The organism is Dysosmobacter sp., assembly GCF_052306735.1.
Taxonomy (GTDB): Bacteria; Bacillota; Clostridia; order Oscillospirales; family Oscillospiraceae; genus Oscillibacter.
The window spans coordinates 1-24,989 of sequence record NZ_DAWBAJ010000008.1 but is presented as its reverse complement, the minus strand read 5'-3'; the positions used below and the strand labels follow the sequence as shown (position 1 = coordinate 24,989).

Annotated in this window: 22 protein-coding genes and 1 pseudogene; 7 read left to right on the top strand and 16 right to left on the bottom strand. The window is 62.0% G+C overall.

Annotation, left to right across the window (positions count from 1 at the left end):
• Positions 1–96: 96 nt before the first annotated feature.
• From ACT67G_RS03660 to ACT67G_RS03610, 11 genes are all read right to left on the bottom strand, one after another.
• Entirely contained in the window at positions 97–1,971 is a 1,875-nt protein-coding gene (locus tag ACT67G_RS03660) for a heavy metal translocating P-type ATPase (protein WP_443663034.1), read from the bottom strand.
• A gap of 146 nt (positions 1,972–2,117) precedes the next feature.
• A complete protein-coding gene (locus ACT67G_RS03655; RefSeq protein ID WP_443663033.1) occupies positions 2,118–3,521 on the bottom strand; it encodes an aminopeptidase in 1,404 nt (467 codons plus the stop codon).
• Positions 3,508–5,178, bottom strand: a complete 1,671-nt coding sequence (locus ACT67G_RS03650; RefSeq protein ID WP_443663032.1) for an L-threonylcarbamoyladenylate synthase — start codon at positions 5,176–5,178, stop codon at positions 3,508–3,510. Before ACT67G_RS03650 ends, ACT67G_RS03655 begins: the two co-directional genes overlap by 14 nt.
• Before the next feature lie 61 nt (positions 5,179–5,239).
• A complete protein-coding gene (gene prfA / locus ACT67G_RS03645; protein ID WP_443663031.1) occupies positions 5,240–6,301 on the bottom strand; it encodes a peptide chain release factor 1 in 1,062 nt (353 codons plus the stop codon).
• Between the two features lie 41 nt (positions 6,302–6,342).
• A complete protein-coding gene (locus ACT67G_RS03640) occupies positions 6,343–6,831 on the bottom strand; it encodes a flavodoxin family protein (RefSeq protein WP_325244176.1) in 489 nt (162 codons plus the stop codon).
• 53 nt (positions 6,832–6,884) lie between these two features.
• Positions 6,885–7,706, bottom strand: coding sequence for a YdcF family protein (locus tag ACT67G_RS03635; RefSeq protein ID WP_443663030.1), 822 nt, complete (start codon positions 7,704–7,706; stop codon positions 6,885–6,887).
• On the bottom strand, positions 7,687–9,588 hold the full coding sequence (abc-f, locus tag ACT67G_RS03630) for a ribosomal protection-like ABC-F family protein (protein WP_443663029.1): 1,902 nt from the start codon (positions 9,586–9,588) through the stop codon (positions 7,687–7,689). The genes ACT67G_RS03635 and abc-f overlap by 20 nt, the downstream gene beginning before the upstream one ends.
• Positions 9,581–10,954, bottom strand: a complete 1,374-nt coding sequence (locus ACT67G_RS03625; protein ID WP_443663028.1) for a UDP-N-acetylmuramoyl-tripeptide--D-alanyl-D-alanine ligase — start codon at positions 10,952–10,954, stop codon at positions 9,581–9,583. Before ACT67G_RS03625 ends, abc-f begins: the two co-directional genes overlap by 8 nt.
• 61 nt (positions 10,955–11,015) lie before the next feature.
• The gene (locus ACT67G_RS03620; protein WP_443663027.1) at positions 11,016–12,074 is read right to left on the bottom strand and encodes a D-alanine--D-alanine ligase family protein; all 1,059 of its coding nucleotides are present in this window, start codon (positions 12,072–12,074) and stop codon (positions 11,016–11,018) included.
• Between the two features lie 222 nt (positions 12,075–12,296).
• The gene (locus ACT67G_RS03615; protein ID WP_443663026.1) at positions 12,297–13,280 is read right to left on the bottom strand and encodes an Ig-like domain-containing protein; all 984 of its coding nucleotides are present in this window, start codon (positions 13,278–13,280) and stop codon (positions 12,297–12,299) included.
• 113 nt (positions 13,281–13,393) lie between these two features.
• Positions 13,394–14,560, bottom strand: coding sequence for an FtsW/RodA/SpoVE family cell cycle protein (locus ACT67G_RS03610; protein ID WP_325246360.1), 1,167 nt, complete (start codon positions 14,558–14,560; stop codon positions 13,394–13,396).
• 154 nt (positions 14,561–14,714) lie between these two features.
• Between ACT67G_RS03610 and tsaE the strand changes: the two genes are divergently transcribed.
• Genes tsaE through ACT67G_RS03590 form a run of 4 tightly spaced genes read left to right on the top strand, consistent with a single transcriptional unit; the run spans position 14,715 to position 17,091 of the window.
• Positions 14,715–15,143, top strand: a complete 429-nt coding sequence (tsaE, locus tag ACT67G_RS03605) for a tRNA (adenosine(37)-N6)-threonylcarbamoyltransferase complex ATPase subunit type 1 TsaE (RefSeq protein ID WP_325246358.1) — start codon at positions 14,715–14,717, stop codon at positions 15,141–15,143.
• On the top strand, positions 15,140–15,853 hold the full coding sequence (gene tsaB, locus ACT67G_RS03600; RefSeq protein WP_325246356.1) for a tRNA (adenosine(37)-N6)-threonylcarbamoyltransferase complex dimerization subunit type 1 TsaB: 714 nt from the start codon (positions 15,140–15,142) through the stop codon (positions 15,851–15,853). The genes tsaE and tsaB overlap by 4 nt, the downstream gene beginning before the upstream one ends.
• Before the next feature lie 41 nt (positions 15,854–15,894).
• Positions 15,895–16,527 carry a uracil phosphoribosyltransferase gene (gene upp, locus ACT67G_RS03595; protein WP_325246354.1) on the top strand — a complete coding sequence of 211 codons (633 nt, stop codon included), beginning with the start codon at positions 15,895–15,897 and terminating at the stop codon, positions 16,525–16,527.
• A 24-nt stretch (positions 16,528–16,551) separates the two neighbouring features.
• A complete protein-coding gene (locus tag ACT67G_RS03590; protein WP_326215721.1) occupies positions 16,552–17,091 on the top strand; it encodes a hypothetical protein in 540 nt (179 codons plus the stop codon).
• 63 nt (positions 17,092–17,154) lie between these two features.
• Here ACT67G_RS03590 and trhA read toward each other — a convergent pair whose 3' ends face one another.
• The 5 genes from trhA to ACT67G_RS03565 form a co-directional block, all read right to left on the bottom strand.
• Positions 17,155–17,814 (bottom strand): PAQR family membrane homeostasis protein TrhA, encoded by a 660-nt coding sequence (gene trhA / locus ACT67G_RS03585; RefSeq protein WP_325246350.1) that lies wholly within the window; start codon positions 17,812–17,814, stop codon positions 17,155–17,157.
• Positions 17,815–17,953: 139 nt separating this feature from the next.
• Positions 17,954–19,330: a DUF2812 domain-containing protein gene (locus ACT67G_RS03580; protein WP_443663025.1), complete on the bottom strand. Its 1,377-nt coding sequence runs from the start codon at positions 19,328–19,330 to the stop codon at positions 17,954–17,956.
• Positions 19,327–19,650, bottom strand: a complete 324-nt coding sequence (locus tag ACT67G_RS03575; RefSeq protein WP_325246346.1) for a PadR family transcriptional regulator — start codon at positions 19,648–19,650, stop codon at positions 19,327–19,329. Before ACT67G_RS03575 ends, ACT67G_RS03580 begins: the two co-directional genes overlap by 4 nt.
• Before the next feature lie 128 nt (positions 19,651–19,778).
• The gene (locus ACT67G_RS03570) at positions 19,779–21,185 is read right to left on the bottom strand and encodes an alanine/glycine:cation symporter family protein (RefSeq protein WP_443663024.1); all 1,407 of its coding nucleotides are present in this window, start codon (positions 21,183–21,185) and stop codon (positions 19,779–19,781) included.
• 121 nt (positions 21,186–21,306) lie between these two features.
• Positions 21,307–22,497 carry an immunoglobulin-like domain-containing protein gene (locus tag ACT67G_RS03565; protein WP_443663023.1) on the bottom strand — a complete coding sequence of 397 codons (1,191 nt, stop codon included), beginning with the start codon at positions 22,495–22,497 and terminating at the stop codon, positions 21,307–21,309.
• Positions 22,498–22,803: 306 nt separating this feature from the next.
• Between ACT67G_RS03565 and ssnA the strand changes: the two genes are divergently transcribed.
• From ssnA to ACT67G_RS03550, 3 genes and pseudogenes are all read left to right on the top strand, one after another.
• Complete coding sequence (gene ssnA / locus ACT67G_RS03560) at positions 22,804–24,147, top strand: putative aminohydrolase SsnA (protein ID WP_326215726.1); 1,344 nt, start codon at positions 22,804–22,806, stop codon at positions 24,145–24,147.
• Between the two features lie 27 nt (positions 24,148–24,174).
• Positions 24,175–24,546 (top strand): hypothetical protein, encoded by a 372-nt coding sequence (locus ACT67G_RS03555; protein WP_443663022.1) that lies wholly within the window; start codon positions 24,175–24,177, stop codon positions 24,544–24,546.
• A gap of 102 nt (positions 24,547–24,648) precedes the next feature.
• Positions 24,649–24,989, top strand: a pseudogene (locus ACT67G_RS03550) (putative selenate reductase subunit YgfK); the annotation flags it as partial.

Sequence of the window (24,989 nt, the reverse complement as noted above, 5' to 3'; positions counted from 1 at the left end):
TAAAGAAATACCGCGCTTTCCAAAACCTCCCCATGCTTCCCAGGCGGGATCTGCAAAACGGCTCCAGACCGTATTCTTACCGTCTGGAGCCGTTCTTTATCCGCGATCCCGCTTTTTCCAGGTCAGCAGCAGCGCCGAATTCAAAATCACCAGGACAGACCCGGCATTATGTACCAGGGCCCCCACCACCGGATTCAGGATCCCGGTGATGGCCAGGGCGATGGCCAGGAAGTTCAGGGACATGGAGAAGGTGAGATTGCACTTGATGGTCACCATCATCCGGCGGGAGAGCCGCAGCAGGTGGGGCAGCTCCCGGATCTCGTCGTTGACCAGGGCGATGTCCGCGGCATCCACAGCGATGTCGCTGCCGATGCCGCCCATGGCGATGCCCACGTGGGCCTTTTTCAGGGCGGGCGCATCGTTGATGCCGTCGCCCACCATGCACACCATTTGCCCTTCCCTCTGGGAGCGGCCGATCCACTCCAGCTTGTCCTCCGGCAGACATCCGGCCTGTACTTCCCGGATCCCCAACTGGGCGGCAATGCTCCGGGCGGCATTGGCGTGGTCCCCTGTCAGCAGAACCGGCGTCACCCCGACTTCTCTCACCTGCCGGATGGTCTGCGCCGCATCTGGCCGCACCGTATCAGAGAGGGCCAGAAAGCCCGCCGGAACCCCGTCTACCGCCACATACGTCAGGGTGCACCCCCGATCCAGCCAGGGCTGGGCGGCAGTCCGCAGGGTTTCACCGGAAATCCCGTGCTCCGCCAGCAGCTCCGGATTCCCGGCCAACACCTGACGGCCGTCCACGGCGGCCTCCACCCCCCGGCCCGGCAGCATGGAAAAGGATGCCGCCTGGGGCGCGGCACCAGCCGTCTCCTCCCGGTAGCCCTGCACGATGGCCTTGCCCAGGGGATGCTCGGAGCGATCCTCCGCCCCTGCCGCCAGGGCGTAGAGGTTTTCCCGGGAAAGATTGGGCTCCACACTCTCTACCGCCGCCACCCGGGGGGTCCCGTAGGTCAGGGTCCCGGTCTTGTCAAAGGTCACATATTCCACGGATGCCAGCCGCTCCAGGGCATCTCCCTCCCGTACCAGGAAGCCGTGGCGGGTGGCGTTGCCGATGGCAGCCATGATGGCGGTGGGGGTAGCCAGCACCAGGGCACAGGGGCAGAACACCACCAGAATGGTCACCGCCCGGATGACTTCCCCGGTCACCAGCCAGGTGATGGCCGCGGCAGCCAGCGCCACCACCACCACCCAGGTGGCCCAGCGGTCCGCCAAGCCCACGATCTTGGCCTTTCCCGCATCCGCCGACTGCACCAGGCGGATCATCCGCTGGATGGAGCTGTCCTCCCCCACCCGCAGCGCCTCCATATCGAAGGAACCGAACTGATTCACGGTACCGCTGGAAACCTCATCTCCCGGCCCCTTGTCCACCGGGAGGGATTCCCCGGTCATCACCGCCTGGTTGATGGAGGTCTCACCGGCGGTGATGACGCCGTCCACCGGCACGGTCTCCCCAGGCAGCACCCGCAGCCGGTCTCCCACCTGCACCTGATCCGCCGGAATGGTCTCCTCTCCCCGGTCGGTGAGCCGCCGGGCAGTCCGGGGCGTCAGCCGCACCAACCGCTCGATGCCAGCCCGGGCCCGGGCCACTGTCAGATCCTCCAGCAACGCCCCCAGCTGCATGATGAAGGCCACCTCGCCTGCGGCAAAGTCCTCTCCAATCACCACGGAGGCCACCAATGCCATGGACACTAGGACATCCGCCTTGATGTCAAAGGCCGTCACCAGGCCGATGACCGCCTCCAGGATAATGGGGATGCCGCACAGGATGATGGCCACCCAGGCGGGGTCAAAGGGCAGCCCCGGCACCTGCAGAATGCTCCCCAGCAAGGCAAGACCGCCTAAAACCAGGCATACTACATCCCGCTTGATGCCGCCCCACTCCAGAAATGCTTCCAAGTATTTCATGTCGCCCTCCTTTATACCCATAGGGGTATGTGTACATGATACCCCTATGGGTATATTCTGTCAAGGCATGTCTCCCATTTTTAATCCGTTCCTGACAGAACGGCAAAACCCGCCGTGGGAATCTCCCACAGCGGGTCTTGCATGGGTCACACAGCCTCGTAGACGGCTTTCATACCCCGGTAGGTCTCGTAGCAATCCAGCTTGGAGACCACCTCAAAGGGGGCGTGCATGCTCAAAACCGGCACGCCTGCGTCCAACGTGGTGATGTTGCGGTTGGCCATATACACGGCCACGGTGCCGCCGCCGCCGGCGTCCACCTTGCCCAGCTCCGCGATCTGCCAGATGACGTCCGCGTCATCGAAGATCCGGCGGATATAGGCCACCGTCTCAGCATCGGCGTCGGAGGCGCCGGACTTGCCCCGGGCCCCGGTATACTTGCAAAGGCCCACGCCGTAGTTGAGATAGGCGGCGTTGCGCTTTTCATAGACATCGGAGTAGTTGGGGTCGAAGGCGGCGGTGACGTCGGCGCTGAGGCAGAAGGAGCGCTCAAAGCACACCCGGACGGGCACGCCCTGGCTCTCGCACAGATCCTCCAGGAAGGTATCGAAGGCGGCGGACTGCATGCCCGTGACGCCGTCGGAGCCGATCTCCTCCTTGTCCGCCAGGACACAAACAGCGGTCTTGCCGGGGGTCTTGTCCAGATCCAGCAGCGCCTTCAGGGCGGCGTAAGCGCACACCCGGTCGTCGTGTCCGTAGGCGCCGATCATGGAGCGGTCCAGTCCGATGTGGCAGGCCTTCCCCGCTGGAACGGCCTCCAGCTCCGCGGAGGCAAAGTCGTCCTCGGTAATGCCGTACTTCTCGTTAAGCAGCTGCATCACCGCCAGCTTCACCCGGCCGGACTCCTCCTCCCCGCCGATGGGGCAGCTGCCCAGCAGCAGGTTCAGCGTCTCGCCGGCAACGGCCTCGCCCAGGGGCTTCTTGCTCTGCTCGGCACCCAGATGGGGCAGCAGATCCGTGATCACCAGCCGGGGATCTCCGGGCTCGGTGCCGATGGAAACGGACACCTTGCTGTGATCCTTCAGCGCCACCACACCGTGGAGTTCCAGAGGGATCGTGACCCACTGGTACTTGCGCAAACCGCCATAATAGTGGGTCTTGAAATAGGCCAGCTCCCCGTCCTCATAGAGGGGGGTGGGCTTGAGGTCCAGGCGGGGAGAGTCGATGTGGGCGGCAGCGATCTGAACGCCCTCCGCCAGGGACTGCTCCCCGATATGGGCCAACAGCACGGACTTGCCCCGGTTGTTGAGATAGACCTTGTCTCCGGGCTTGAGTTCCATGCCCCGGACATAGGGGCGGTAGCCCTTCTCCTCCGCCAGGCGCACAGTCTCCGCGGCACACAGCCGCTCCGTCTTGCCGGCGTCCAGATAGGCCATATACCCGGCGCAGTATGCCTCCATCCGGGCCTGATAGTCTCCGCCCACGCGGTCATAGCCGTTTTTACGGCCGGAGAGGAGCTTCTTTTTCAGCTCCTTGTACTCATTGGATTCCATGTGACTTTTCCTCCTTGACATTGTCAATCAAATGCTCAAAGAAGTCCCGGGCCTCCGCCTGGAACGCCTCGGCGGAATCGGCGCCGTTGTTGAGCTCCACGTCGCACTTGCTCCGGTAATATTCGTCGGGCTTCTGGGCGGCGATCCGCAGCCGGGCATACTGCTCGGTGATGTTGTCCCGGGCCATGATCCGCCGCACCCGCAGCTCCAGGGGAGAGGTAATGGCCACCGTGCGGTCGCACATTGCGTCCAGGCCTCCCTCCAGCAAATTGATGGCATCTACCGCCCAGAGAGTATTCTCCCCGGAGTTCAGCCGTTTTTCCAGCTCCGGCACCAGATTGCGGAACACGATGTCATTGAGGCGGTCCAGCCGCTCCTTGCTGGTAAAGACCTCCTGGCCCAGCTTTTTGCGATCCAACTTTCCGTCGCTGCCGAAGGCTCCGGGGAAGGCGGCGTGGATCTCCTGCCGGAGGGTGTGGCTGGTCTGAAGCATCTCATGGTAGAGGGCGTCGCAGTCGATGACAGTGCCTCCCAGGGATTCGATGGCCCGCAGAGCGCTGGTCTTGCCGGCGCCGGTGCCGCCGGTGATGCCCAGGACCACCCGCTCACTGTCGGCCTCCACCACATGGAAGCCGGCGGCCTTTTTCAACCGGTTGCCGATGGCCAGGCCCAGCCCGCGGTTATCCGGGCACTGGGCAAAGATCTCCGGCACGGAGCTGTTGTCAAAGGTCCGCAGGGCGTCGAACACCCGCTGGGCCTGAGTGAGCTTATCGTTGCTGGGGCCCAGGGTGTGAACCTCGTGGCCTGCAAAGAGGTGGGCGTATTCGTCAAAACAGATGATGCCCGCCTGGGGGGAGGCCCGGCGCTGGATCTCCCGGGCAGACTTCTCCGGCGCGCCGGTCACCACCGTCACCGGGGCCTTGGGAGCATAGTGACGGTACTTCATGCCGGGGGCCTTGGGCTTTTCCCCCTCTCCCAGGGCCTGGGTCACCGCCTTGTCCACGTCAATGTGGCCGATGAGCCGCTCCAGATCCTCCAGGGGCAGTCCGCCGGGACGCAGCAGCCGGGGCGGATCGCAGGTGAGGTCCAGGATGGTGGACTCCACGCCCACGGTACAGGGGCCGCCGTCCACGATGCCGTCGATCTTGCCGTCCATATCCTCCAGCACGTCCTGAGCCGTGGTGCAGCTGGGCCGGCCGGAGGTATTGGCACTGGGGGCCGCAATAGGCACGCCCGCCTCCCGGATGATAGCCAGGGTCACGGGATGGTTGGGGCAGCGGACGCCCACGGTATCCAGCCCGGCAGTGGTCTCATCGGGAACGATCTCCCGGCGCTTGAGGATCATGGTCAGGGGGCCCGGCCAGAACTTCCGGGCCAGCACATAGGCCAGGGGCGGCACCTCCGCACAGTACCGGGGCAGCCACTGGGGGCCCGTCACGTGGATAATGAGGGGATTGTCCTGGGGACGTCCCTTGGCGGCGAATATCTTCTTCACCGCCTCGCCGTCCAGGCCGTTGGCTCCCAGGCCGTACACGGTCTCCGTGGGAACAGCCACCAGACCGCCCTCCCGCAGAAGCTTTGCCGCAGCGGAGATTTTGTCCTCGATCTCCTTCTGCTGGCCCTTGGTATCCCGCAAATCAAAATATAATGTCTGCATTTGCTTCGCCTCTATCTCTCTTGGCCGGGCAGTGCCCGTACCTTACGTTTTCATTTGGCGCTCACGCCTGTCCCTCGCCCAGCTTTTGGGCCGTGTGGGCGGTGGTCAGTGCGTTGATGAGCTCATCCAGGTCGCCGTCCATAATATCATCCAACTTGTAAAGCGTCAATCCGATGCGGTGGTCTGTCACCCGTCCCTGGGGAAAATTATAGGTGCGGATGCGCTCGCTGCGGTCTCCGCTGCCCACCTGGCTCTTGCGCTCCGCCGCCTCGGCAGCCGCCTGCCGGGCACGCTCCGCTTCATAGAGGCGTGCCCGCAGCACCTTCATGGCCTTATCCTTGTTTTTATACTGGCTGCGCTCATCCTGGCACTCCACCACCGTGCCCGTAGGCAGGTGGGTGATACGGATGGCGGACTCCGTCTTGTTGACATGCTGCCCGCCTGCGCCGGAGGAGCGGTACGTGTCGATCTGCAGATCCTTGGGATCGATCTCCAGCTCCACGTCCTCCGCCTCCGGCAGCACCGCCACGGTGGCGGCGCTGGTGTGGATGCGGCCGCCGGACTCCGTCTCCGGCACCCGCTGCACCCGGTGGACACCGGACTCGAACTTCAGCCGGGAGTAGGCGTCGTCCCCCTCAATGAGGACGCTGCACTCCTTCACGCCGCCCAGCTCCGTCTCATTGAGGCTGACGATGTCGGTGTGCCAGCCCCGGCGCTGCGCATACATGCTGTACATCCGCAGCAAGGCCGCGGCGAAGAGGGCGCCCTCCTCGCCGCCCACGCCGCTGCGCAGTTCCATCACCACGCTGCGGCCATCGTGGGGATCCCGGGGCGTCAGCAGCACCCGCAGCTCCTCCTCCAGGCGGCGGAGTTCCCGGTTGGCCCGCTCCAGCTCTTCCCTGGCAAGCTCCCGGAAATCCGGGTCGGAGAGCAGGGCTTCCGCCTCGGACGCCTCTTTCCGGGCCTGGAAATAGGCCGAAGATGCTTCCGCCACAGGAGTGAGTTCTTTGAGCTCCCGATTCACCTTCCGCAGCCGCTCCGCGTCGGAATAGACCGCCGTGTCTCCCAGCTGGGCCTGCAGATCGTCAAAGCGCAGCACGATCTCCTTGAGTTTTTCCTCCATGGGCTTCTCCTTTCCGAATCAAGATGAAAGGATGGCCCGCCCTATTTTTCGGCAGTCAAAAACTCCCGTGCCTGCCGCAGGAAATCCTCCTGCCAGAACTCGTAGCCCACAGCGCCGCTGCGCAGGGAGACGGCAAAACGCCGCCCGCCGGGCACATACAGATCCATCTGGTCATAGACCTCCTCAAACCGGCCGTTGCTGCTGCGGGTGACCACATAAGCAACGTTTTTCAGCTCCTGTCCCCGGGACTTGAGGAAGCCCCGCATGACGGAGCTGCACCGCCCGGCCCACACCGGGGTGCCCAAAATCACCAGTCGGTAGTCCTTCAGAGGCCGCTGGGTCTCCACCGTCACCGGCCGGGTAGTACGGCGCATAGCGTCCAGGCCGCTCCGGAGCCAGCCCCCCAAACCGCTGCGGTCCACATCGTCATGGAGTTCCGCCAACTCGGCGTCCAGGTCCTGGGCGATCTCCTCCATGGCCTTCTTGGTATTTCCCGTCCGGGAGTAATAGATACATAATACGTCCTTCATGGATTCCTCCGTTTCCGGTTTTCTCAGCGCCTGCCCTCAGGCGCAGGATCTTCTCAGTCAAACAGCGCGCTCTTCACCACGGCAAAGGCCTCCCGCAGATAGTAGTTGACCTCCAGGTGAAGCCAGGGCAGCTCCGCCGGAACGCCCACAGTAAAGCCATAGCCTTTCTTGGCCGCCAGGAGCCGGGCCCGGGCGATATGGAAGTCGTTGGTCACCACAGCCACGGTATCCATCACGGGATCGATGCCCGCCTGCCGCAGCAGCTCCCTGGAGAAGTCGAAGTTCTCCGCCGTGTTGGTGGCATTCTCCTCCAGGATCAGCCGTCGGGCGTCCACCCCCCGCTCCGTCAGATAATCGTACATGCACTGGGCCTCGGTGATTTCCTCTCCGTAGCCCTGCCCGCCGGTGAGCACCACCGGGATCTCCGGATACGCTTCCAGGTACACCAGCGCCGCGTCCAGCCGGGTCTGCAGGGACAAGGACGGCTGGGTACCGTTGACCCCGGCTCCCAGCACGATCACCGCATCCGGCTCCTGGCCGGAGGGCTCCTGATGTCCCTCGGCAATGACAACGCCCTCAATCAGGATCAAGGGGATCAAAACCAGGGCCACTGCCGCCCGGAACCCCAGGCGGCACCACCAGCCCCTTCGGGACCCGCGGGCCCACTGATTCAGCAACTGCTCCAGCACCAGCAAGGCCGTCAGCCCCAGCAGCAAAAAGCCGGAAAAGCGCATACCCAGAGGCCGGACCAGGATCAGCACCAACCCCACAAAAACCAGCACTGCCGCAGCAGCCGTCATAGCGCCGGGCAGTCTGCGGCCCCGATAGGATGCTACCTCAGGCACCGGGGCGTGCTTAGCCCTCTGCCTCCTCACTGAGCTGCTCCCACCTTTCGTACAGGGCGTCCAGCTCCGTCTGGGCCGCCTCTTTCTCTTTTACCAGTTCATTGAGCTTCTCATAGTCACAGGCAGCTGCCTCCATCTCTGCGTCCAGGGCGGCAATATGCTCCTCAGCCTTTGCAATATCCCGCTCGCAAATGGTCAGCTGCCGCCGGGCGGCCTGCTGGGCCTTGTTGCCCCGCTGGGGACGCTCGGTAACGGGCTTTTCCTTCTGGGGCTTGGGAGGCTCCACTTTTTCCGCTTCCTCCTGGGCCTTCACCTGCCGGTACTGGGCAAAGCCCATGGGATAGTCGGTGATGGTCTGATCCGCCAACTCCCAGATGCGGGTAGCAAAGCGGTTGATGAAATAGCGGTCGTGGCTGACGAACAGCAGCGTCCCGTCGTAGGCCTCCACCGCCTCCTCGATCCACTCCCGGGAGGCGATGTCCAGATGGTTGGTAGGCTCGTCCAGGATCAGGAAGTTGATCTCGTCATCCATCAGCATGCACAGCCGCAGGCGGCTCTGCTCTCCGCCGGAGAGGACGCTGACGGGCTTCATCACATCCTCTCCCCGGAACTCATAGGCGGCCAGCCGGTTGCGGGCGGACTGGGCGGAGAGGCCCCGCTTGGCCGCCATCATATTCTCCACCAGATTCCAGTCCGGGTGATCAAAATGGATGATCTGAGGAAGATACGCCGCCTTCACCTGCGGGCCGGTGCGGATACGTCCGTCGTCCGGGTACAGCTCCCCCATGATCATTTTGATAAGGGTGGATTTTCCGGTTCCGTTGTCTCCAATGAGGGCGATGCGCTCGCCCCCCTCCACCTTCAACGTAATGCCGTCAAAGAGTTTCTTGTCGCCAAAGCTCTTGGCCACGCCCCGCAATGAGAGCACCTCGTCGCCGTGGAACTCAGCGGTATTGAACCGGGCGTCCATCTTCTTGGCCTTGGTGGGCTTTGCGGTAGTGCGCATGCGCTCGATGCGCTTTTCCATGGAGATGGCCCGGCGATAGGTCTTGTCCATGCCCTGGAAGGCCCACAATCGCAGTTGCTCGGCGGATTTCTCCAGCTGGGCAATCTTGGCCTGCTCCTTCTGATACTGCTTCATGCGCTCCTGATAACGCCGCTCCTTCTCCACGGCGTAGAAGCTGTAGTTGCCGCTGTAAAACTCCGCCTTGCCGTCCTGGATCTCAATGACCCGGGTCACCACCCGGTCCAGGAAATAGCGGTCATGGGAGATGGCCACCACCGTGCCCCGGAAGGAGCGGATATACTCCTCCAGCCACTCCGTGGCGTGGAGGTCCAGGTGGTTGGTAGGCTCGTCCAGCAGCAGGATGTCCGTGTCCTCCAGAATGAGGCGGCCCAGGTTCACCCGGGTCTTTTCTCCGCCGGAGAGACTGTCAAAAAGCTGGGCGCGCATGGCCTGGGAGATGGAGAGGCCGTTTGCCACCTTGTTGACGGCCACGTCAGTATCGTAGCCGCCGAAGACCTCGAAGCGCTCACTGAGGGAGCCGTAGCGGCGCAGCAGGGCGGGGTCGTTCTCTCCCGCCGCCATTTTGGCGGCCAGGGATTCCATCTCCTTCGCCAGGGCCTGCACCCGGGAAAAGGCGGTGCGCAGTACATCCTCCACCGTATAGCCGGCGGGATAGACGGGGATCTGGGAAATGAGCCCGATGCGCCGCCCCTGTCCGATATGGACTTCCCCCTCGTCATAGTCCAGTTCTCCGGTGAGGATCTTGAAAAGGGTCGTCTTTCCGGCGCCGTTTTTGCCCAAAAGGCCCACCCGCTCCCCCTGGTCGATCTGAAAGGAGAGGCCATCCAGGATATTGTTCCCCACCTCAAAGGATTTGACCAGGTTTTCCACTTGTATCTCAATCATAGGTCTTGCGCAGCTCCTCCACGATTTCCCCAAAGCGCATGGCGTGAGAGGCCTTCACCAGCATGGCGGTATGGGGGGTAAACTGGGCAGTGAGGGTGCGCAGGGCGCTCTCCCGGCTGTCGAAGTGCAGGGCGGTACCGCCGCTTTCCATGCACCCTTCGGCGATGAGCTCGGCTTTTTCGCCGACGGCCGCCACAAAATCCACGCCCAGCATAGCGGCCAGGGCTCCCACATTATAGTGGGCCTGCTCCGTCAGCTCCCCCAGCTCGCCCATGTCGCCCAGTACGGCGATCTTCTGGTCGCTCTCGGTCTTGGCCAAAATCTCCAGCGCTGCGGTGACGGACTGGGGATTGGCGTTGTAGCAGTCGTCCAGCAGCAGCCGGTCCTCCCGCAGCCGCAGGATCCGCATCCGGGACCCGGAGGGCTGGTAGGAAGCCACGCCCCGGACGATCTCCTCCTCCGTAAGGCCCAGCTCCTCGCCTACCGCCACTGCCATGGAGGCAGAATAGGCCATGTGCTCGCCGGGCGCCGGAATGGTCAGATGATAGGTCTGCCGCTCCGTGGTAACGGTGCAGGTGATGCCCTCCACTCCGTGATCCGCCAGATCGCTGATGCGGACGTTGCAGTGTTCGGACTGGCCGCAGCGCAGCGTGCGGAAGGGAAGCTCTACGGTGTTGAGCAGGGCGTCGTCGCCGTTCAGGACCGCCACGCCCCCCTCCTGGAGGTTTTCAAAGATCTCGCACTTGGCCTTGAGGATGCCCTCCCGGCTGCCCAGAAATTCCACATGGGCATCGCCGATGTTAGAGATGACGGCAATGGTGGGCCGCACCATCTGGCCCAAGTAGCGGATCTCCCCGAAGTGGTTCATCCCCGTCTCCACCACGGCGGCCTGATGCTCGGGCCCCAGATTCAGCAGCGTCAGCGGAGTGCCGATGTCGTTGTTGAAATTCCCCTGGGTCTTGAGCACCCGGAGCTTTGCCCCCAGAACAGCGGCCATCATCTCCTTGGTGGTGGTCTTGCCCACGGAGCCGGTGATCTGGATCACCGGGATATCATAGCGGTTCCGGCAGGAAGCTGCCAGAGCCCGCAATGCCAGACGGGTATCCGGCACCTGGATGTAAAACTTTCCGGGCAACAGCTGCTCCGGTACTTGGGCGCACAAACACCCGGCGGCCCCTGCCTCCAGGGCCGCGTCGATAAAGCGGTGGCCGTCGTACTTCTCCCCCTTCCAGGGGACGAACAGGGATCCCGGCTCCACCTGACGGCTGTCGGTGCCCACCGCGGACACCGGGGGAAACGTCTCCCCCGGCGTCAGCAAACGGCCGCCTACTGCGGCTTCGATCTCACGGATCGTCATTGGCTGCATAGAAACCTCCACGCGCAGATCGCGCATTTCTAAATTTCTTTTCTCTTTGATGCCGGAGCGCTCATCCCCGCCGCTTGATGGGCAGGGACAGCTGGATGATCTTCTCACAAAGCTGGTTGTAGCTCAGCCCCACGGCGGCAGCCTCCTTGGGCACCAGGCTGGCGGGAGTCAATCCCGGCAGGGAGTTGACCTCCAGGCACCAGGGCTGCCCCCTCTCGTCCAGCAAAAAGTCCGTCCGGGAGTAGACCTGCAATCCCAGAGCCCGGTGGAGCCGCAGGGCATACTCGCCCATTTGGCGCTGCTGTTCCGCCGTGATGGGGGCCGGGCAGATCTCCTCGGAGCCCCCGGTCTGGTACTTGGCCTCGTAGTCGAAGTTGCCGGACTTGGCCACGATCTCCACCGCCGGGAGATAGTCCTCGCCCAGAACGCCCACCGTCAGCTCCCGGCCCTGGATCTTCTTTTCCACGATGACGTGGCTGCCGTAGCGCAGCAGCTCCCGCAGCGCCGTCTCCAGCTCCTCCCGGGTATCCGGCAGAGCCACGCCGATGGAAGATCCGCCGTTGACGATCTTCACCGCGCAGGGCACCTCCAGCTCCGCCGCCAGAGCGGGGATGTCTGCTTCCGTATAGGAGGGGATATCCCGCCAGGGCGCCGTGGGAATGCCTGCCTTTTCCATCATGTACTTGGTGAGGGACTTATCCATGGCCATGCCGCTGCCCAGATACCCGGAGCCGGTGTAGGGCACGCCCAGGATGTCCAGGGCCGCCTGGATGCGGCCGTCCTCGCCGTCCTGGCCGTGGAGGCCCAAGAACACGATATCCGCCAGGGCGCAAAGCTCCAGCACGTTGGGCCCCAGCAGACGCGTCTCCCCGTCCGGGCGGCTCTTGCGCACGGCGTCCAGATCCGGCGCTGCCGTCTCGATGCTGGCGTGGGGACACAGGCCGTCCGGCGCGTCAAAGAGGGTCTCGGGATCCTCCGGCAGCGTCTCCACGCCCAAAAACACATCCACCAGGATAGCCCGGTGTCCATCCTCCCGCAGCGCCCGGCACACGCTGGTGCCCGTCACCAGAGAAACGGCCCGCTCCGTGGAAAGGCCGCCTGCCAATACAACGATTTTCATACCCAACTGGTACCTCTTTTCTTGAACCCGCCTACAGGCGGCAGCTTCTAACTGATCCATATGCACATAAAAAGGCTATTATAATTTAATTAGTTTACCACATCCTGTTTGCGAATACAACCGCCAAAAATGGGCGTTTTTTCTCTCCCCCCTGCCTCCGAAACAACGGGAGAAAGCCCCCGGGAAAGCCGCGGCTTTCCCGGGGGCGTATTCTCTGGGCGCTTAACCCAGCCAGTCCAGAAGGCCCGGCTCCTCTCCCGCCAGCAGCGTTCCTGCGGCGCAGAGCATCTGGGCTGCATCCGCCCGGGTGACGGGTTCTTCCAGGGAGGAGCTGCCAAAGCTCCCCGCTGCCAGGACGCTGACGGACTCCATATTTCCCACCGCCTGGGCAGCCCAGGAGGGAACGGCCTCCCGGTCGGCATACCAGGCGGCAAGATCCACATCCGCCACGGAGAGCACCCGGTTCAAAACGGTGGCCGCCTGGCTGAAGGTAATGGGATCCCCGCCCCGGAAGGCGGCTCCCTCCGGTGTGGCGCTGCCCTGCACCACGCCCTCTGCCACGCCTGCGGCGGCGTAGGCTTTGGCCCAGGTAGGAATGGCATCGTCATCGGAGAAACCCGTCATGGTGACGGATGTGACGTCCGCGTCGGCGGTCTCCATCACCATGGCCAAAAACTCACTGCGGGAGACGGAGCGGTCCGGTTCAAAGCAGTACTGGTCTCCGATCTTCTGTCCCACGAAGATCCCCTCCTCCGCCAGGTATTGGGCGGCAGCAGCCGCAGCGCTGTCTCCCATGTCGGCGTAGGTGACGCCGGAGCGGATCTTCTCAATGGTCACTGTCACCTCTGCGGGAGCGGAGGTGTTCCCGGCAGCGTCGGTGGCCGTATAGGTGAAGCTGTCGGAACCTGTGACACCCTCATCCGGCGTGTAGGTGAAGTCGGCGCCATCCACCACCACGGTGCCCTTCTGGGGCGGCTGATCCACGGCATACGTGACCGCGTCCCCCTCCGCGTCCGTGGCGAGGAACTGGGCCCGGTAGGGAACGCCCCGGTAGGTGGTGATCTCCAATGCCTTGGCCACCGGCGCTCCCTCCGGCGGCTGTGACGCCTCCTTGCTCTTTCCAAAAAGCGCTCCGGCGCCGATGGTCAGCAGTCCCGCCGCCGCCAGCGCCAGGGCGGCAGTGCGTCTGAAAATACGGATATTCACGTGCAACGGACCTCCTCACAATATCTTGCAAAGCTAGTGTCCGCCGCCGCCGGTGAAAATATACGGAAAAAATCCCGGGGATCCCAAAAGATCCCCGGGAGCAAACCTCCGGTTTACTGGATGGGCTTGCCGGGCCGGCGCATGGTAGGCGTCCGCTTTTTGATGCCGGACACCACCCCCATGGCGGCAAACACCGTCACCAGAGAGGATCCGCCGTAGCTGAAGAAAGGCAGCGTCAGTCCGATGACGGGCATCACGAAGAGGCACATGCCGATGTTGGTGATGCTCTGGAAGATCAGCATGGCAGCCATGCCCACGCAGATATAGCAGTGGAAAGGCGACTGGGCGTTCCGGGCCACCAGCAGGATCCGGATGATGATGGCAGTCAGCAGCGCCATCACCAGCGCGCAGCCCACCAGGCCCAGCTCCTCGCCGCAGACGGCGAAGATGAAGTCCGTCCATCGGGCGGGGATGGACCCCTCCCCCGCCTGGGACTGGGTTCCGTTCAGGTAACCCTGTCCGAACAATCCGCCGCCGCCCAGGGTCAGGAGGCTGCGGGTCTGCTGCCATCCGGCCTTCATGGTGTCATAGGAATGGTCAAAGAGGACGGCGAAGCGATCCCGCACATAGGACGGCACCAGATCCAGCCAGAAGGCCGCCGCCACCGCGCCGACGCCGCCGAAGATCACCAGGGCAAACCACCGCAGAGCGAAACCCGCCACAAAGGCCATGGCCAGGAAGATGAAGAAAAAGGAGAGGGAGTTGCCCATGTCCCCGGAGATCACCACATAGAGCCCCATCAGGAACAAGGTATGGCCCCCCACAAACGCGGCGGCGCGGAAAGACTTGAGGTCCTGCTTCTCCTCCCGGAGCCACGAGAGCTGCTTGGCCAGCAGCAGCGTAAAGGAGATCTTCACGATCTCCGCCGGGCCGATATTCACCGGCATGCCGGGAAATTTCAGCCAGGCCCGGTTTCCGCTGACGCTGACGCCGAAGGGGATCAGCAGCAGAAACATCAGAATATTGAACGCCAGGATCCATTTCCACCGCTTCATCAAAATCTCCAGATCCACCATGGACATGGCGATATAGGCCACAATGCCGATGAGCATGGCGGCCCCCTGGACGATGATATAGCGGTAGCGGTCCTCGGACATGAAATTGGTGGCGCTGAAAATCAGCACGAGACCGTAGATGCTGGCAGTGCAGCAAAGGCCCAGCAGCACCAGATCCGCCTGCTGGAAAAAATCCGCCAGAATGGCTTTGAGTCGGTTCAGCATGAAACTCTCCGTTTCCGGTATATAGGCAAAATTCAACGAATGCAGTATACCACAGCCGCCCGCCGGTGTAAACGCCGCAAATTTGTTTTTACAAACCGGCCGGGATGTGATATATTTGCTACGGTAAAAAAGCATCGAAAAGGAGGAGCGCCCCATGGAAATTCTCTCCCACAGCGAAGCGGAGACGGAAGCCGCCGGGGAGCGGCTGGGCGCGTCGCTGTCGCCGGGGACCGTACTGGCCTACCGGGGCGGTTTGGGTATGGGCAAGACTGCCTTCACCCGGGGCCTGGCCCGGGGCCTTGGCTGTACAGGCCGGGTCACCAGTCCCACATTCACCATCGTCAATGAATATGAGGGCCGCATCCCGCTGTTTCATTTTGATATGTACCGTCTGCCGGACTCCGATGCCCTGTTCGACATCGGCTGGGACGACTACCTGGACCGGGGCGGGGTATGCGCCGTGGAATGGAGCGAGCAGGTGGACGACGCCCTGCCGGAGGACACCATCTATGTCACCATCTCCCGCCATCCGGATCACGACAACTGGCGGATCATCGAAATAGAAGGAGGCGAAGCCCCATGAGGATCCTGGCTCTGGAGACCTCCGCCAAGGCGGTGTCCGCCGCCGTGACAGAGGACGGGCGGCTGCTGGCCCTGGGCTTCCAGGACACAGGCCTGACCCACAGCCGCACCCTGATGCCCATTGTGGAATTTATTTTGAAAAACGCGGATCTCACCCTGCAAAGCTGTGACGCTATCGCCGTGGCGGCGGGCCCCGGTTCCTTTACCGGCATCCGCATCGGCGTGGCCGCCGCCAAGGGGCTGGCAGTGGCGGCGGAGAAGCCCGTAGCCGCAGTCTCCACCCTGGAGGCCATGGCCCGAAATGTCTCCCACGCCGACGGGCTGGTGGTGTGCGCCATGGACGCCCGGCGCAGCCAGGTCTACAACGCCCTGTTTGCCGCGGAAAACGGCCGTCTTACCCGGCTGACGCCGGACCGGGCCATCTCCCTTACGGATCTGGCGGAGGAACTCCGGGACGATCCCCGGCCCAAGACCGTGGTGGGAGACGGCGGCGCCATGTGCTATGAGGCTTTGCAATCTGCGGGCATCGCCTGCCGTCTGGCCCCTCCCCATTTGGTGATGCAAAGCGCTGCCTCGGTGGCCCTGGCAGCGGAGGAGATCGCCCGTAACGGCGGCCTCATCACCGCCCAGGCTCTCCAGCCGGTCTATCTGCGCCCGCCCCAGGCGGAGCGGCTGCGGGACCGCCAGCAAAAGGCAAAGAGCCATTCCTAAGGGTTTCCAAAACAACATTTCAATATAAAGGAGAAGCGCAAATGAACGGGAAAGTACACGTGATGGATCATCCTCTGGTGGCCCACAAGCTGACCATCCTGCGGGACAAGCACACCAGCGTCAAGGACTTCCGGGAGCTGGTCAGTGAGATTGGCATGCTCATCACCTACGAGGCCACCCGGGATCTGCCCCTGACGGAAAAAGAGGTGGAGACCCCCATCTGCAAGACGGTGGCTCCCACCCTCAAGGGCAAGAAGTTTGCCGTGGTACCCATTCTGCGGGCAGGCCTTGGCCTGGTGGACGGTGTTTTGCGCATGGTGCCCTCTGCCCGGGTTGGCCACATTGGCATGTTCCGGGATGAGGAGACCCTGGAGCCCCACGTCTACTTCTGCAAGATGCCCAAGGACATTGCCGACCGTGACATCATGATTGTGGATCCCATGCTGGCCACCGGCGGCAGCGCTGAGGCCGCCATCTCCGAGATGAAGAAGCGGGGCTGCAAGAACATCAAGCTCATGGTGCTCCTGGCGGCGCCGGAGGGCATCCAGCGCATTCAGGAGACCCATCCGGACGTGGATATCTACTGCGGCGCCGTGGACGACCATCTCAATGAGCACGGCTATATCGTCCCGGGCCTGGGCGACGCCGGCGACCGGATCTTCGGCACCAAATAATCAAAGGGAAAGGAGCGGTGCGGCATGGCCCAGGCAAAATCCGTTCCCAACCTTTGGAAAACCGCCTTTGTGATTGTGGTGTTCCTGCTCTTCCTGCTGCTGACTATTCCCTATGTTCCCCTGCGCTCCAATGTGTCCCGCACCTATTCCGGCGGGATTTGGGATCCGGAAAGCAGTACCATGGGGGCGGAGGTAACCGCTTCCATGGAAGCAGTCCGCACCCGCTACCTGCTGCGCTCCCATGCCAGCGAGATGACCGGAACCATCACCCTGGAAGGAGCCGGCTTGGACGGTTCCCATACCCTCTGGATCCGGGATCCGGACGATGTGACCGCCGCTGGCTGGACCTTCCACTTCCCCGCCCTGGATCAAGGTGGCCACTCCACGCTGGCGTTGGGCCCTTATACCCAGAACAGCTTTGACTTCCGGGAGGACTTCTCCGCCGTGGTGATCCAGCTGTACCAGGATGAGACGTATCGCTACCTGGTACTGACCGAAAGCGGCACCCCGTCGGACGTTGCGGCGGAATACACCGCCGCCTGGAATGCCCTCCGGGCGGAATAAATCCCCATATACAAAAAAGGAAAGGATCATACGATCCTTTCCTTTTTTACGTCTTCCGGACACTCACAGCACGTAGAAGTACACCGCCAGATAGTGGAAGAGAGAGCCCGCCAGGATCAGCAGGTGGAAGATCTCATGGAACGTCCACCGGGGAGAGATGTTGGGCTTCTTGATGGCGTAGAACACCGCGCCCACGGAGTAGCACACCCCGCCCAGGGCCACCAGGGTCAGGCAGGGCTGGCCCAGCACTGCGAAATCCTTGGCCACGAACACCACGGCCCAGCCCATGATGAGATACACCATGGTGGAGAGGATCCGGGGGGCATTGATCCACAGCAGCTTTGCCAGGATGCCCGCGATGGCCACCGCCCACAGGATCAGGCAGAACCGGGTCCCCTTGGGCTGGGGCAGCAGCACCAGGCAGAAGGGTGTGTAGCTGCCGGCGATCAGCACATAGATCATCCCATGATCCATCTTGCGCAAAAAGCGCTTGACGCCGCCGGACTGGGCGGTGCCGGGATAGAAATGGTAAATGGCGCTGGCGGAGTACAGCGCCATCATGGAAAGGCAGAAGCACATGGCCGCCGCCAGGGCCAGGGTGGGCGCCCCCACCTTCAGAGCCCGAATCAAAAACAGGAATCCTCCCGCAAAGGCCGCTGCGGCCCCAATGGCATGAGTCTCGCAGCTGACAGGGTCCTGAGCATAGGAAAAGAATTTGCGCATGTATGATCGCTCCTTGCAAAAACCGGCTAAGCCGTCCGAAAACCATATAATCTAGTTTGCAATACTATATTACACGGTTTGATTTTTCATTGCAAGTAGTTTATGCACAATTTTTTCACCTATGCGTGAAAATTTTCTGTCAGCCGGACAGCCGCTCTCCCGCCAGGGCCATCTGTTCCGGTGTCAGCGTCCAGTCGGGATCCAGCTTCACAATGCGCCCATCAAAGCAGAGGATCCAGCGGTGGTAGCCTTCTTCGTCCCACCACAGGCGGTAGGCCGCCTCCGCTCCCCAGGGCGACGGATCCTCCGGGCGGTACTCCCTCTCCTGATCGTCTGCGTACTCCTCCAGATACTGCTCCAGGCACCAGTCATACAGGAACCCCACTTTCACGTCCAAAATCTCATAGTCCAGCTCCGGGGCGTCGGTGCCGTCTGGAACATGCCACTGCTCCCCCTCCAGACGCCCCAGCAAAAAGGAGGCATCCTCGGTCCGTTCGTAGGAATAACCGCTGTACGTTTCCCCTGTGAGATCTTCAATGGTCAGCGGCAATTCGTCATGATAGATGTGAAAGACATAGTTTCCAGTGTCGTAGGTATCCACCGGCGTCCTTTGAAACCAGTGATACCGGAAGATCCCCAAGGTGACCACCGCCATGAGGCCGCCGATGAGCACCAGGGCCCCCACCACATCCACCGCCAGGGTCAGCCCCATGTTCAAGTGCTTAGAGGCTCCCGCCCGCCGGAGCCCCTTCTGGGTCCCCCGCACCAGCGCGATCAGCAGAAGTGTCAGGGCAAAATACACACCCACGAAGGCCAGCATTTGAGGGCTGCTCTCCCCCAGCATAGACGCGGCATATCCCACCAGCAGGACGCCCAGCACCGCCCAGCTGACTTTAGCCAGCCACCGGTACCCGCCGCCGGGAGCGCAGGGTCCTCCCTGGGCCACGGACTTCTTGGACCGGCGCAGCCACAGGGCGTAGTCCAGAAGATTCCCCCCGGCGGAGAAGACCACCAACAGCCACAATAAAATCGGGAACAGCCTGCTGGTCCGGCTCAGGGTCCCAATGGGGTCCTGCCGGATGGACCAGATCTGCTGGGCCAGCATCACCGCCCCCAGCACTGTCAGCAGCAGGCTGCTGGGCAGGAAGTTCTTCCGGATGGACCGCTGCAGCACCTCCAGCCGCACGGTCTCCTCTGTCTCCAGGGGCATGGGATCCGGCTGCTCCGAGCGGAAGATCTGCATCTGGAACCAGTCCGCCGCCTTCTCCCATCCGGCGGCAGCACACAGCTCCGCCAGATTCTCCTGCCCCGCCGTGGGGGCCGGGTTGAACTCGGACGCCTCCGGCACATAGGTGACGGCGTAATGTACCTTCTTCGGCTCCGTCCGGCGGTATTTCCACAGGTTGCCCGTTTTCTCCAGACGCCAGCCCTTGGCCTCCATCGCCTCCAGATGGCGCTCCACTCCCCGGTAATCATAGAGGGTAAAGGTCTCCAGGCGGTACTTCACATCTCTCACGGCTGTTCCTCCTCTCCAAAGCAGCGGCGGTAGTCCGCTGTCTGCGCACACAGGCGGCGGTACTCCTCCGCCAGGGTCTGCCGCCCCTTGTCCGTCAGCAGATAGCTGCGGCGGCGGCCCTCCACCTTCGTCTCCACGATCATCCCGGCGGAGACGAACTGCTCCAAAAGGTTATAGAGGGTGCCGGGCCCCACGGATACCCGTCCTCCCGTCATGGCATTCACCTGCCCCATGATATCGGTGCCGCACTGCTCCTGCCGCAGGCACAGCAGGATGTAAAACATCTGCTCCGTCAGGGTCTGGAATTTCTCCCGGGGCATGGTCTCTCTCCTTTCAAATATCGAATATCGCTATTTCTACCGTCAGTATATTATCGAATATCGTTATTGTCAAGAAACATTTTCTGAGTATCAAAAAAACGGGCCGCCCCGGAGGGGCAGCCCATTTGTCATTGCCAGTATTCCGTTTTTCCCGCAAGGCCGATGTCCGCGGCGCGGAACACCGGATTGTTGCCGGCTTTGCGCTGGCGGGTATAGTCCTTCAACGCCGTCAGAGCGGGCCGGGCCAAAATCACGATCACCGGCAGGTTGATGAGAGCCATAACGCCCATCAGCACATCCGCCAGGTTCCACACCATGTTGATCTCCATGCCTGCGCCGATGAAGATCAGTACCATGGCGTCGATGCGGAAGAGGACCATGAACTCCTTGGCGGGGATCTTCCCCACAATATAGTTCAGGCAGTTATCCACATAGTAGAGATTGCCGATGAGGGTGGTAAAGGCAAAGAGCACCATGGCCACGGTGATGAAGATGGGCCCGGCGGCACCGAACTGGGCCTGGAGGGCGGACTGCACATAGGGAGCACCCTGGAGAGCCTCCTCCGGGGCAACGCCGGAGCACAACAGCATGAAGGCGGTGGCGGAGCAGATGAGGAGCGTGTCGATGAACACGGAGAGCATCTGCACCAGCCCCTGCTTGACGGGATGGCTGACGTCGGCGGAAGCGGCGGCGTTGGGGGCGGAGCCCACGCCCGCCTCGTTGGAAAAGAGGCCCCGCTTGATGCCGTACATCATGGCCGAGCCGGTAAAGCCACCAAAGATGGCCTGGAAATCAAAGGCCCCGGCGAAGATATGGCCGAACACCTGGGGCAGCATCCGCCAGTTGAGCACCACCATCACAATGGCCACCAGCACGTAGAGCCCGCCCATAAAGGGCACCAGGGTGGAGGTGAAGCGGATGATGCGCTTGCCGCCGCCCATGACGCAGTACCCCACCACTGCCGCCAAAACGGCGCCGATGATCCAGGGGGTAGTATCAGGATTGTAGAAGGCATAGCCGGAGAAGGTGGACTGGAGGTTGTAGGCCGCCAGCATGTTGAAGCCCCCGGCATAGGTGAGGATCAGCGCCCCGGCGAAAACCACCGCCAGGGTGCGGCTGTGGAGGGCGGCCTCGATATAATAGGAGGGGCCGCCGTAGCTCTCCCCGGTGTGGGGATCCCGGCGCTTATAGATCTGGGCCAGAGTGGACTCCACAAAGGCGGAAGCCCCGCCGATAAGGGCAATGACCCACATCCAGAACACGGCGCCGTAGCCGCCGCAACAGACGGCGGTGGAGATTCCGATGATGTTGCCGGTGCCCACCCGGGAAGCCGTGGACACCATCAGCGCCTGAAAGGAGGAGATGGATCCGGCATTGTGGGGCTTCTCCCCCACCACGCGGATGGACTCGGCAAACATCCGGAATTGGACAAAGCGGGTCCGGAAGGTGAAATACACCCCTGCCGCGATCAGCAGAATAATCAGGATATACGTATAGAGCCAGTCGTTGAGCGTATTGATAACGGTTGCGAACATAGCCTGTTTCCTCTCTTGTTTTTTCATCCAGGGTCGCTTTAGAATACCAGACTTCTGTGGTTCTTGTCAATTCTTCGCTGCAGGCAAAAAAACGGAGGAGCCTGCGCTCCTCCGTCCGTCTTTATAAATTGTCCGGCGAAGCGGTCAGCCGCTCGGTCTGAAGATTGAAGGTCAAAACAGCCGTGTCGCCTTCCGCTGTCTTACAGTTGATCTTCAAGATGTCATCTTCCTCCCAGGAAAGTCCGGTGATCTCCGTCTCCAGGCCGTCCCACACCTTGAGGTCGTAGCTCCTGGACCAGCTCCCGTCGGAGCCGTGGTACTCTGCGGAAAACGCCGTAGGCTCCTCCTCCAAAGAGGCGCTCCAGAGCCCGTCCGCCGACCAGGCCTTGTACCGGGTGACGTTCCCCGCCAGGCGGTTCGCCGTCATGGTTTCCACATCCGCCACCCAGGCTGTCCCCCGCAGAGGGGGCACCAGGAAGATCCTCTGGTCGCCGTACTGCTCACCGGTCTCCCAATCGGCCCCGTCGGAGAGATAGAGATCGGTGCCGTCGGTAACCAGGTAGGAAAGCCGCCGCTCCGTCACCTCGGTACCGCCGCTGCGCATCCGCCAGAGGAAGTTACCTCCCTCATAGATCACATCGATGACCATAGGGACGCCCTCCCCCTGATCCTGTACCGTCCGCAGCTGGCAGGGCACATCCAAAGACACCTTGTCCAGGAATTCCTCCACAGCCTGGAGGTTTTCCTCACCGCTGCCGGTGAAGATCACCGCGCCGCTGCCGGCTGCGTCAGCGGCACCGTAGCGTTCCGGCAGCTCCTCCAGGGGGCCGAAGCCGTAAGGGGTCCGGGCGGTGTAGATGCTCTCTCCCAGGGCGAACTCCGCCGTCAGCTGTGTGTCCTCTACGGTTTTCACCAACCGGTATTCCCCGGCCTGGGGCGCTTCCTCATAAAGGGCAAAACTGCAGGTCAGCGCCATGGTCCGTCCCGGCTCCAGGAAATAACCAATCAAAACCCAGGCGGCGTCCTCCCGCAGCGTCAGGTCCGTCCAGTCGTCCCCGTCCCGGCGCTGGAGGGTGTAGTTCTCCCCGAAGTCCACCGTTTCGTCCGTGTCATTACAAATAAAATATGTATACGTATCCAGGGAGGGATCATAGACCGGGTGCTCCATCTCCATGGTCAGTCCCTCCGGAGCCGTCACCGACTCCTCCGTCTGGGGCACCTGCTCCGGCTCCTGGGGCTCCTCCTCTTGACCGGCCCCACAGCCGCTCAGCAGCAGACATGCCGCCAAAATCCATGCCCATCCTCTTTTCATCGCTGCCACCTCCTGCTTTTTCTATCCATTCAGACGAAGTCGGGCGGAAAAAGTTCCGCCAGTTTCTGGCAATGTGTACAAAACAAGGCTAAAAATTTTTCAGCCCGCCTGCTTGCATTTTAGCAGGGCTTTCGGTACAATACAAGTACAAGCAAAGAATGATAGCTGCAACGAAGTGCTGCGCGCACGGGCTGACACCTATCATTCCTTTATGTTAGGTGTTTCAAATCCGGGTGGTTTGAAGCGCCTTTTCTTTTTCTTGAAACCAACTCTCAACATTGGAAAACTTGAAGGAGGTTTTTGATTATGATCTTACTGGCAAACGGCAAGGTGATCACCCGGGACCCCAACGGTACCGGCTATTATCCCGACGGCGGTGTGGTCACCGACGGCGGCAAGATCGTGGAGGTGGGCACCACCGCGGAATTGAAGGCCAAGTACCCCCAGGCGGAGTTTGTGGACGCCAAGGGCGGCGTCATCATGCCGGGCCTCATCAACGCCCATACCCACATTTACTCCGCTCTGGCCCGGGGCCTCAGCATCAACGGCTACAACCCCACCAACTTCTACGAGGTGCTGGACGGCCAGTGGTGGTACATCGACCGGAATCTGGACCTGGAGGCGACCAAGGCTTCCGCCCAGGCCCTGGTGATCGACTCCATCAAGCAGGGCGTCACCACTATTTTCGACCACCACGCCTCCTTCTGCGAGATTCCCGGCTCCCTGATGAAGATTGCCGAGGTCACCAAGGAGTTCGGCATGCGTGCCTGCCTTTGCTACGAGGTCTCCGACCGGGACGGCGAGGAAAAGTCCCTCCAGTCCGTCCAGGAAAACAAGGACTTCATCGACTACTGCGAGAAGAATCCCTCTGATATGCTCAAGGCCATGTTCGGCGGCCATGCCCTCTTCACCATCTCCGACAAGACCTTTGACCGGATGGTGGCGGCCAACAACGGCCGGGTGGGCTACCACATCCATGTCTCCGAGGGCATGAACGATGTCTACGACTCCCTTCAGAACTACGGACGCCGCCCGGTGCAGCGTCTTCAGGATCACGGTATCCTGGGGCCCAAGACCATCCTGGGCCACTGCATCCACGTGAATACTGCCGAGATGGACATCATCAAGGCAACGGACACCATGTGCGTCAACAACCCCGAGTCCAACATGGGCAACGCCGTGGGCTGCTCCCCCATTCTGCAGCTCTACAAGAAGGGCATCCTGGTGGGCCTGGGCACCGACGCCTACACCAACGACATGCTGGAGAGCATCAAGGTGGCCCTCATCATCCAGCGCCACAACGCCTGCATGCCCAATGTGGGCTGGTGCGAGGTAACGGATATGCTCTTTAAGAACAACGCCAAGATGGCGGAGCGCACCGGCTTCCCCACCCTGGGCGTATTGGCCCCCGGTGCGGCGGCGGATGTCATCGTCATGGACTACAAGCCCTTCACTCCCTTCTCCGACGCCAACATCGACGGCCATATGCTCTTCGGCATGACCGGCCGCCAGTGCCAGACCACCATGATCAACGGCAAGATCCTCATGAAGGACCGGGTCCTCACGGAGATCGACGAAGAGGCCGTCAACGCCCACATCCTGGAATCTTCCAAGAAGCTGTGGGGCAAACTCAACCACTGCGAATATTAAGCAGCCCCTGAACGGAGACCGCTTGCCATGAAAAAACGGATCCTGTTTCTCTTGACCTGCCTGCTGTTGACAGGCTGCGGGCTGGAAAAAGAAGTCTATGACCTGCCCCCGCAGGTGATGGTGGACGGCACGATATACGGCACCACCGGGTATCCCGTCCCCGGTCAGTCATCCGACGATACCCAGACGGAGGGCACCATTACCTCCGAGGTGGATGGATCGGAGTCGCCCACGGAGGACGACCAATCCAACTTCGGCACAGGATATGGCTACCGGGCCGGCCTGCACGACGGCACTCTGGAAGTCCGCATCGACGGCAACTGGGTGATTTTTGCCACCCAGGAAGCCAAGGACACCCTGGACTTCACCGTCGAGGGCTACGGCTACCGACCGGATTGAGAGAAGCTCGGCAGTCTCCGGCAGGAACGAACCGAAAAACCAGACGGCGAGTCGTCATGCGCCGTCCCATACAAGGAGTATTTTTGAGGAGGAAAAAAGCGTATGTCTGAACTGATGATCCCCATTCCCTTCCGGGAATTGATGACCTGGGTCACCACCGAGTACCAGCGTGAGGGCTCCGTTTTCGGTGTCCACCGTCCCTATAAGGCGGGCGTCAAGAAGCTGCCCATCTTCGGCGAAACCATCGAGACCCCCTTCGGCCCCGCCGCCGGTCCCAACACCCAGCTGGCCCAGAACATCATCGCCAGCTACTTCGGCGGTGCCCGGTTCTTCGAGCTGAAAACCGTCCAGAAGATGGACGGCGCGGACCTGGCCGCCTGCATCAACCGCCCCTGCATCCTGGCGGAGGATGAGTGCTACAACTGCGAGTGGTCCACGGAGCT

Bases quoted from the DNA above. Each gene is read 5' to 3' on its own strand.
- ssnA (WP_326215726.1), top strand. From the start codon at position 22,804: ATGATCTTACTGGCAAACGGCAAGGTGATCACCCGGGACCCCAACGGT.
- trhA (WP_325246350.1), bottom strand. From the start codon at position 17,814: ATGCGCAAATTCTTTTCCTATGCTCAGGACCCTGTCAGCTGCGAGACT.
- ACT67G_RS03555 (WP_443663022.1), top strand. From the start codon at position 24,175: ATGAAAAAACGGATCCTGTTTCTCTTGACCTGCCTGCTGTTGACAGGC.
- ACT67G_RS03565 (WP_443663023.1), bottom strand. From the start codon at position 22,497: ATGAAAAGAGGATGGGCATGGATTTTGGCGGCATGTCTGCTGCTGAGC.
- tsaB (WP_325246356.1), top strand. From the start codon at position 15,140: ATGAGGATCCTGGCTCTGGAGACCTCCGCCAAGGCGGTGTCCGCCGCC.
- tsaE (WP_325246358.1), top strand. From the start codon at position 14,715: ATGGAAATTCTCTCCCACAGCGAAGCGGAGACGGAAGCCGCCGGGGAG.
- ACT67G_RS03660 (WP_443663034.1), bottom strand. From the start codon at position 1,971: ATGAAATACTTGGAAGCATTTCTGGAGTGGGGCGGCATCAAGCGGGAT.
- ACT67G_RS03610 (WP_325246360.1), bottom strand. From the start codon at position 14,560: ATGCTGAACCGACTCAAAGCCATTCTGGCGGATTTTTTCCAGCAGGCG.
- ACT67G_RS03575 (WP_325246346.1), bottom strand. From the start codon at position 19,650: ATGCCCCGGGAGAAATTCCAGACCCTGACGGAGCAGATGTTTTACATC.
- ACT67G_RS03650 (WP_443663032.1), bottom strand. From the start codon at position 5,178: ATGCAGACATTATATTTTGATTTGCGGGATACCAAGGGCCAGCAGAAG.
- ACT67G_RS03570 (WP_443663024.1), bottom strand. From the start codon at position 21,185: ATGTTCGCAACCGTTATCAATACGCTCAACGACTGGCTCTATACGTAT.
- abc-f (WP_443663029.1), bottom strand. From the start codon at position 9,588: ATGATTGAGATACAAGTGGAAAACCTGGTCAAATCCTTTGAGGTGGGG.
- ACT67G_RS03625 (WP_443663028.1), bottom strand. From the start codon at position 10,954: ATGCAGCCAATGACGATCCGTGAGATCGAAGCCGCAGTAGGCGGCCGT.
- upp (WP_325246354.1), top strand. From the start codon at position 15,895: ATGAACGGGAAAGTACACGTGATGGATCATCCTCTGGTGGCCCACAAG.
- ACT67G_RS03655 (WP_443663033.1), bottom strand. From the start codon at position 3,521: ATGGAATCCAATGAGTACAAGGAGCTGAAAAAGAAGCTCCTCTCCGGC.
- prfA (WP_443663031.1), bottom strand. From the start codon at position 6,301: ATGGAGGAAAAACTCAAGGAGATCGTGCTGCGCTTTGACGATCTGCAG.
- ACT67G_RS03620 (WP_443663027.1), bottom strand. From the start codon at position 12,074: ATGAAAATCGTTGTATTGGCAGGCGGCCTTTCCACGGAGCGGGCCGTT.
- ACT67G_RS03640 (WP_325244176.1), bottom strand. From the start codon at position 6,831: ATGAAGGACGTATTATGTATCTATTACTCCCGGACGGGAAATACCAAG.
- ACT67G_RS03590 (WP_326215721.1), top strand. From the start codon at position 16,552: ATGGCCCAGGCAAAATCCGTTCCCAACCTTTGGAAAACCGCCTTTGTG.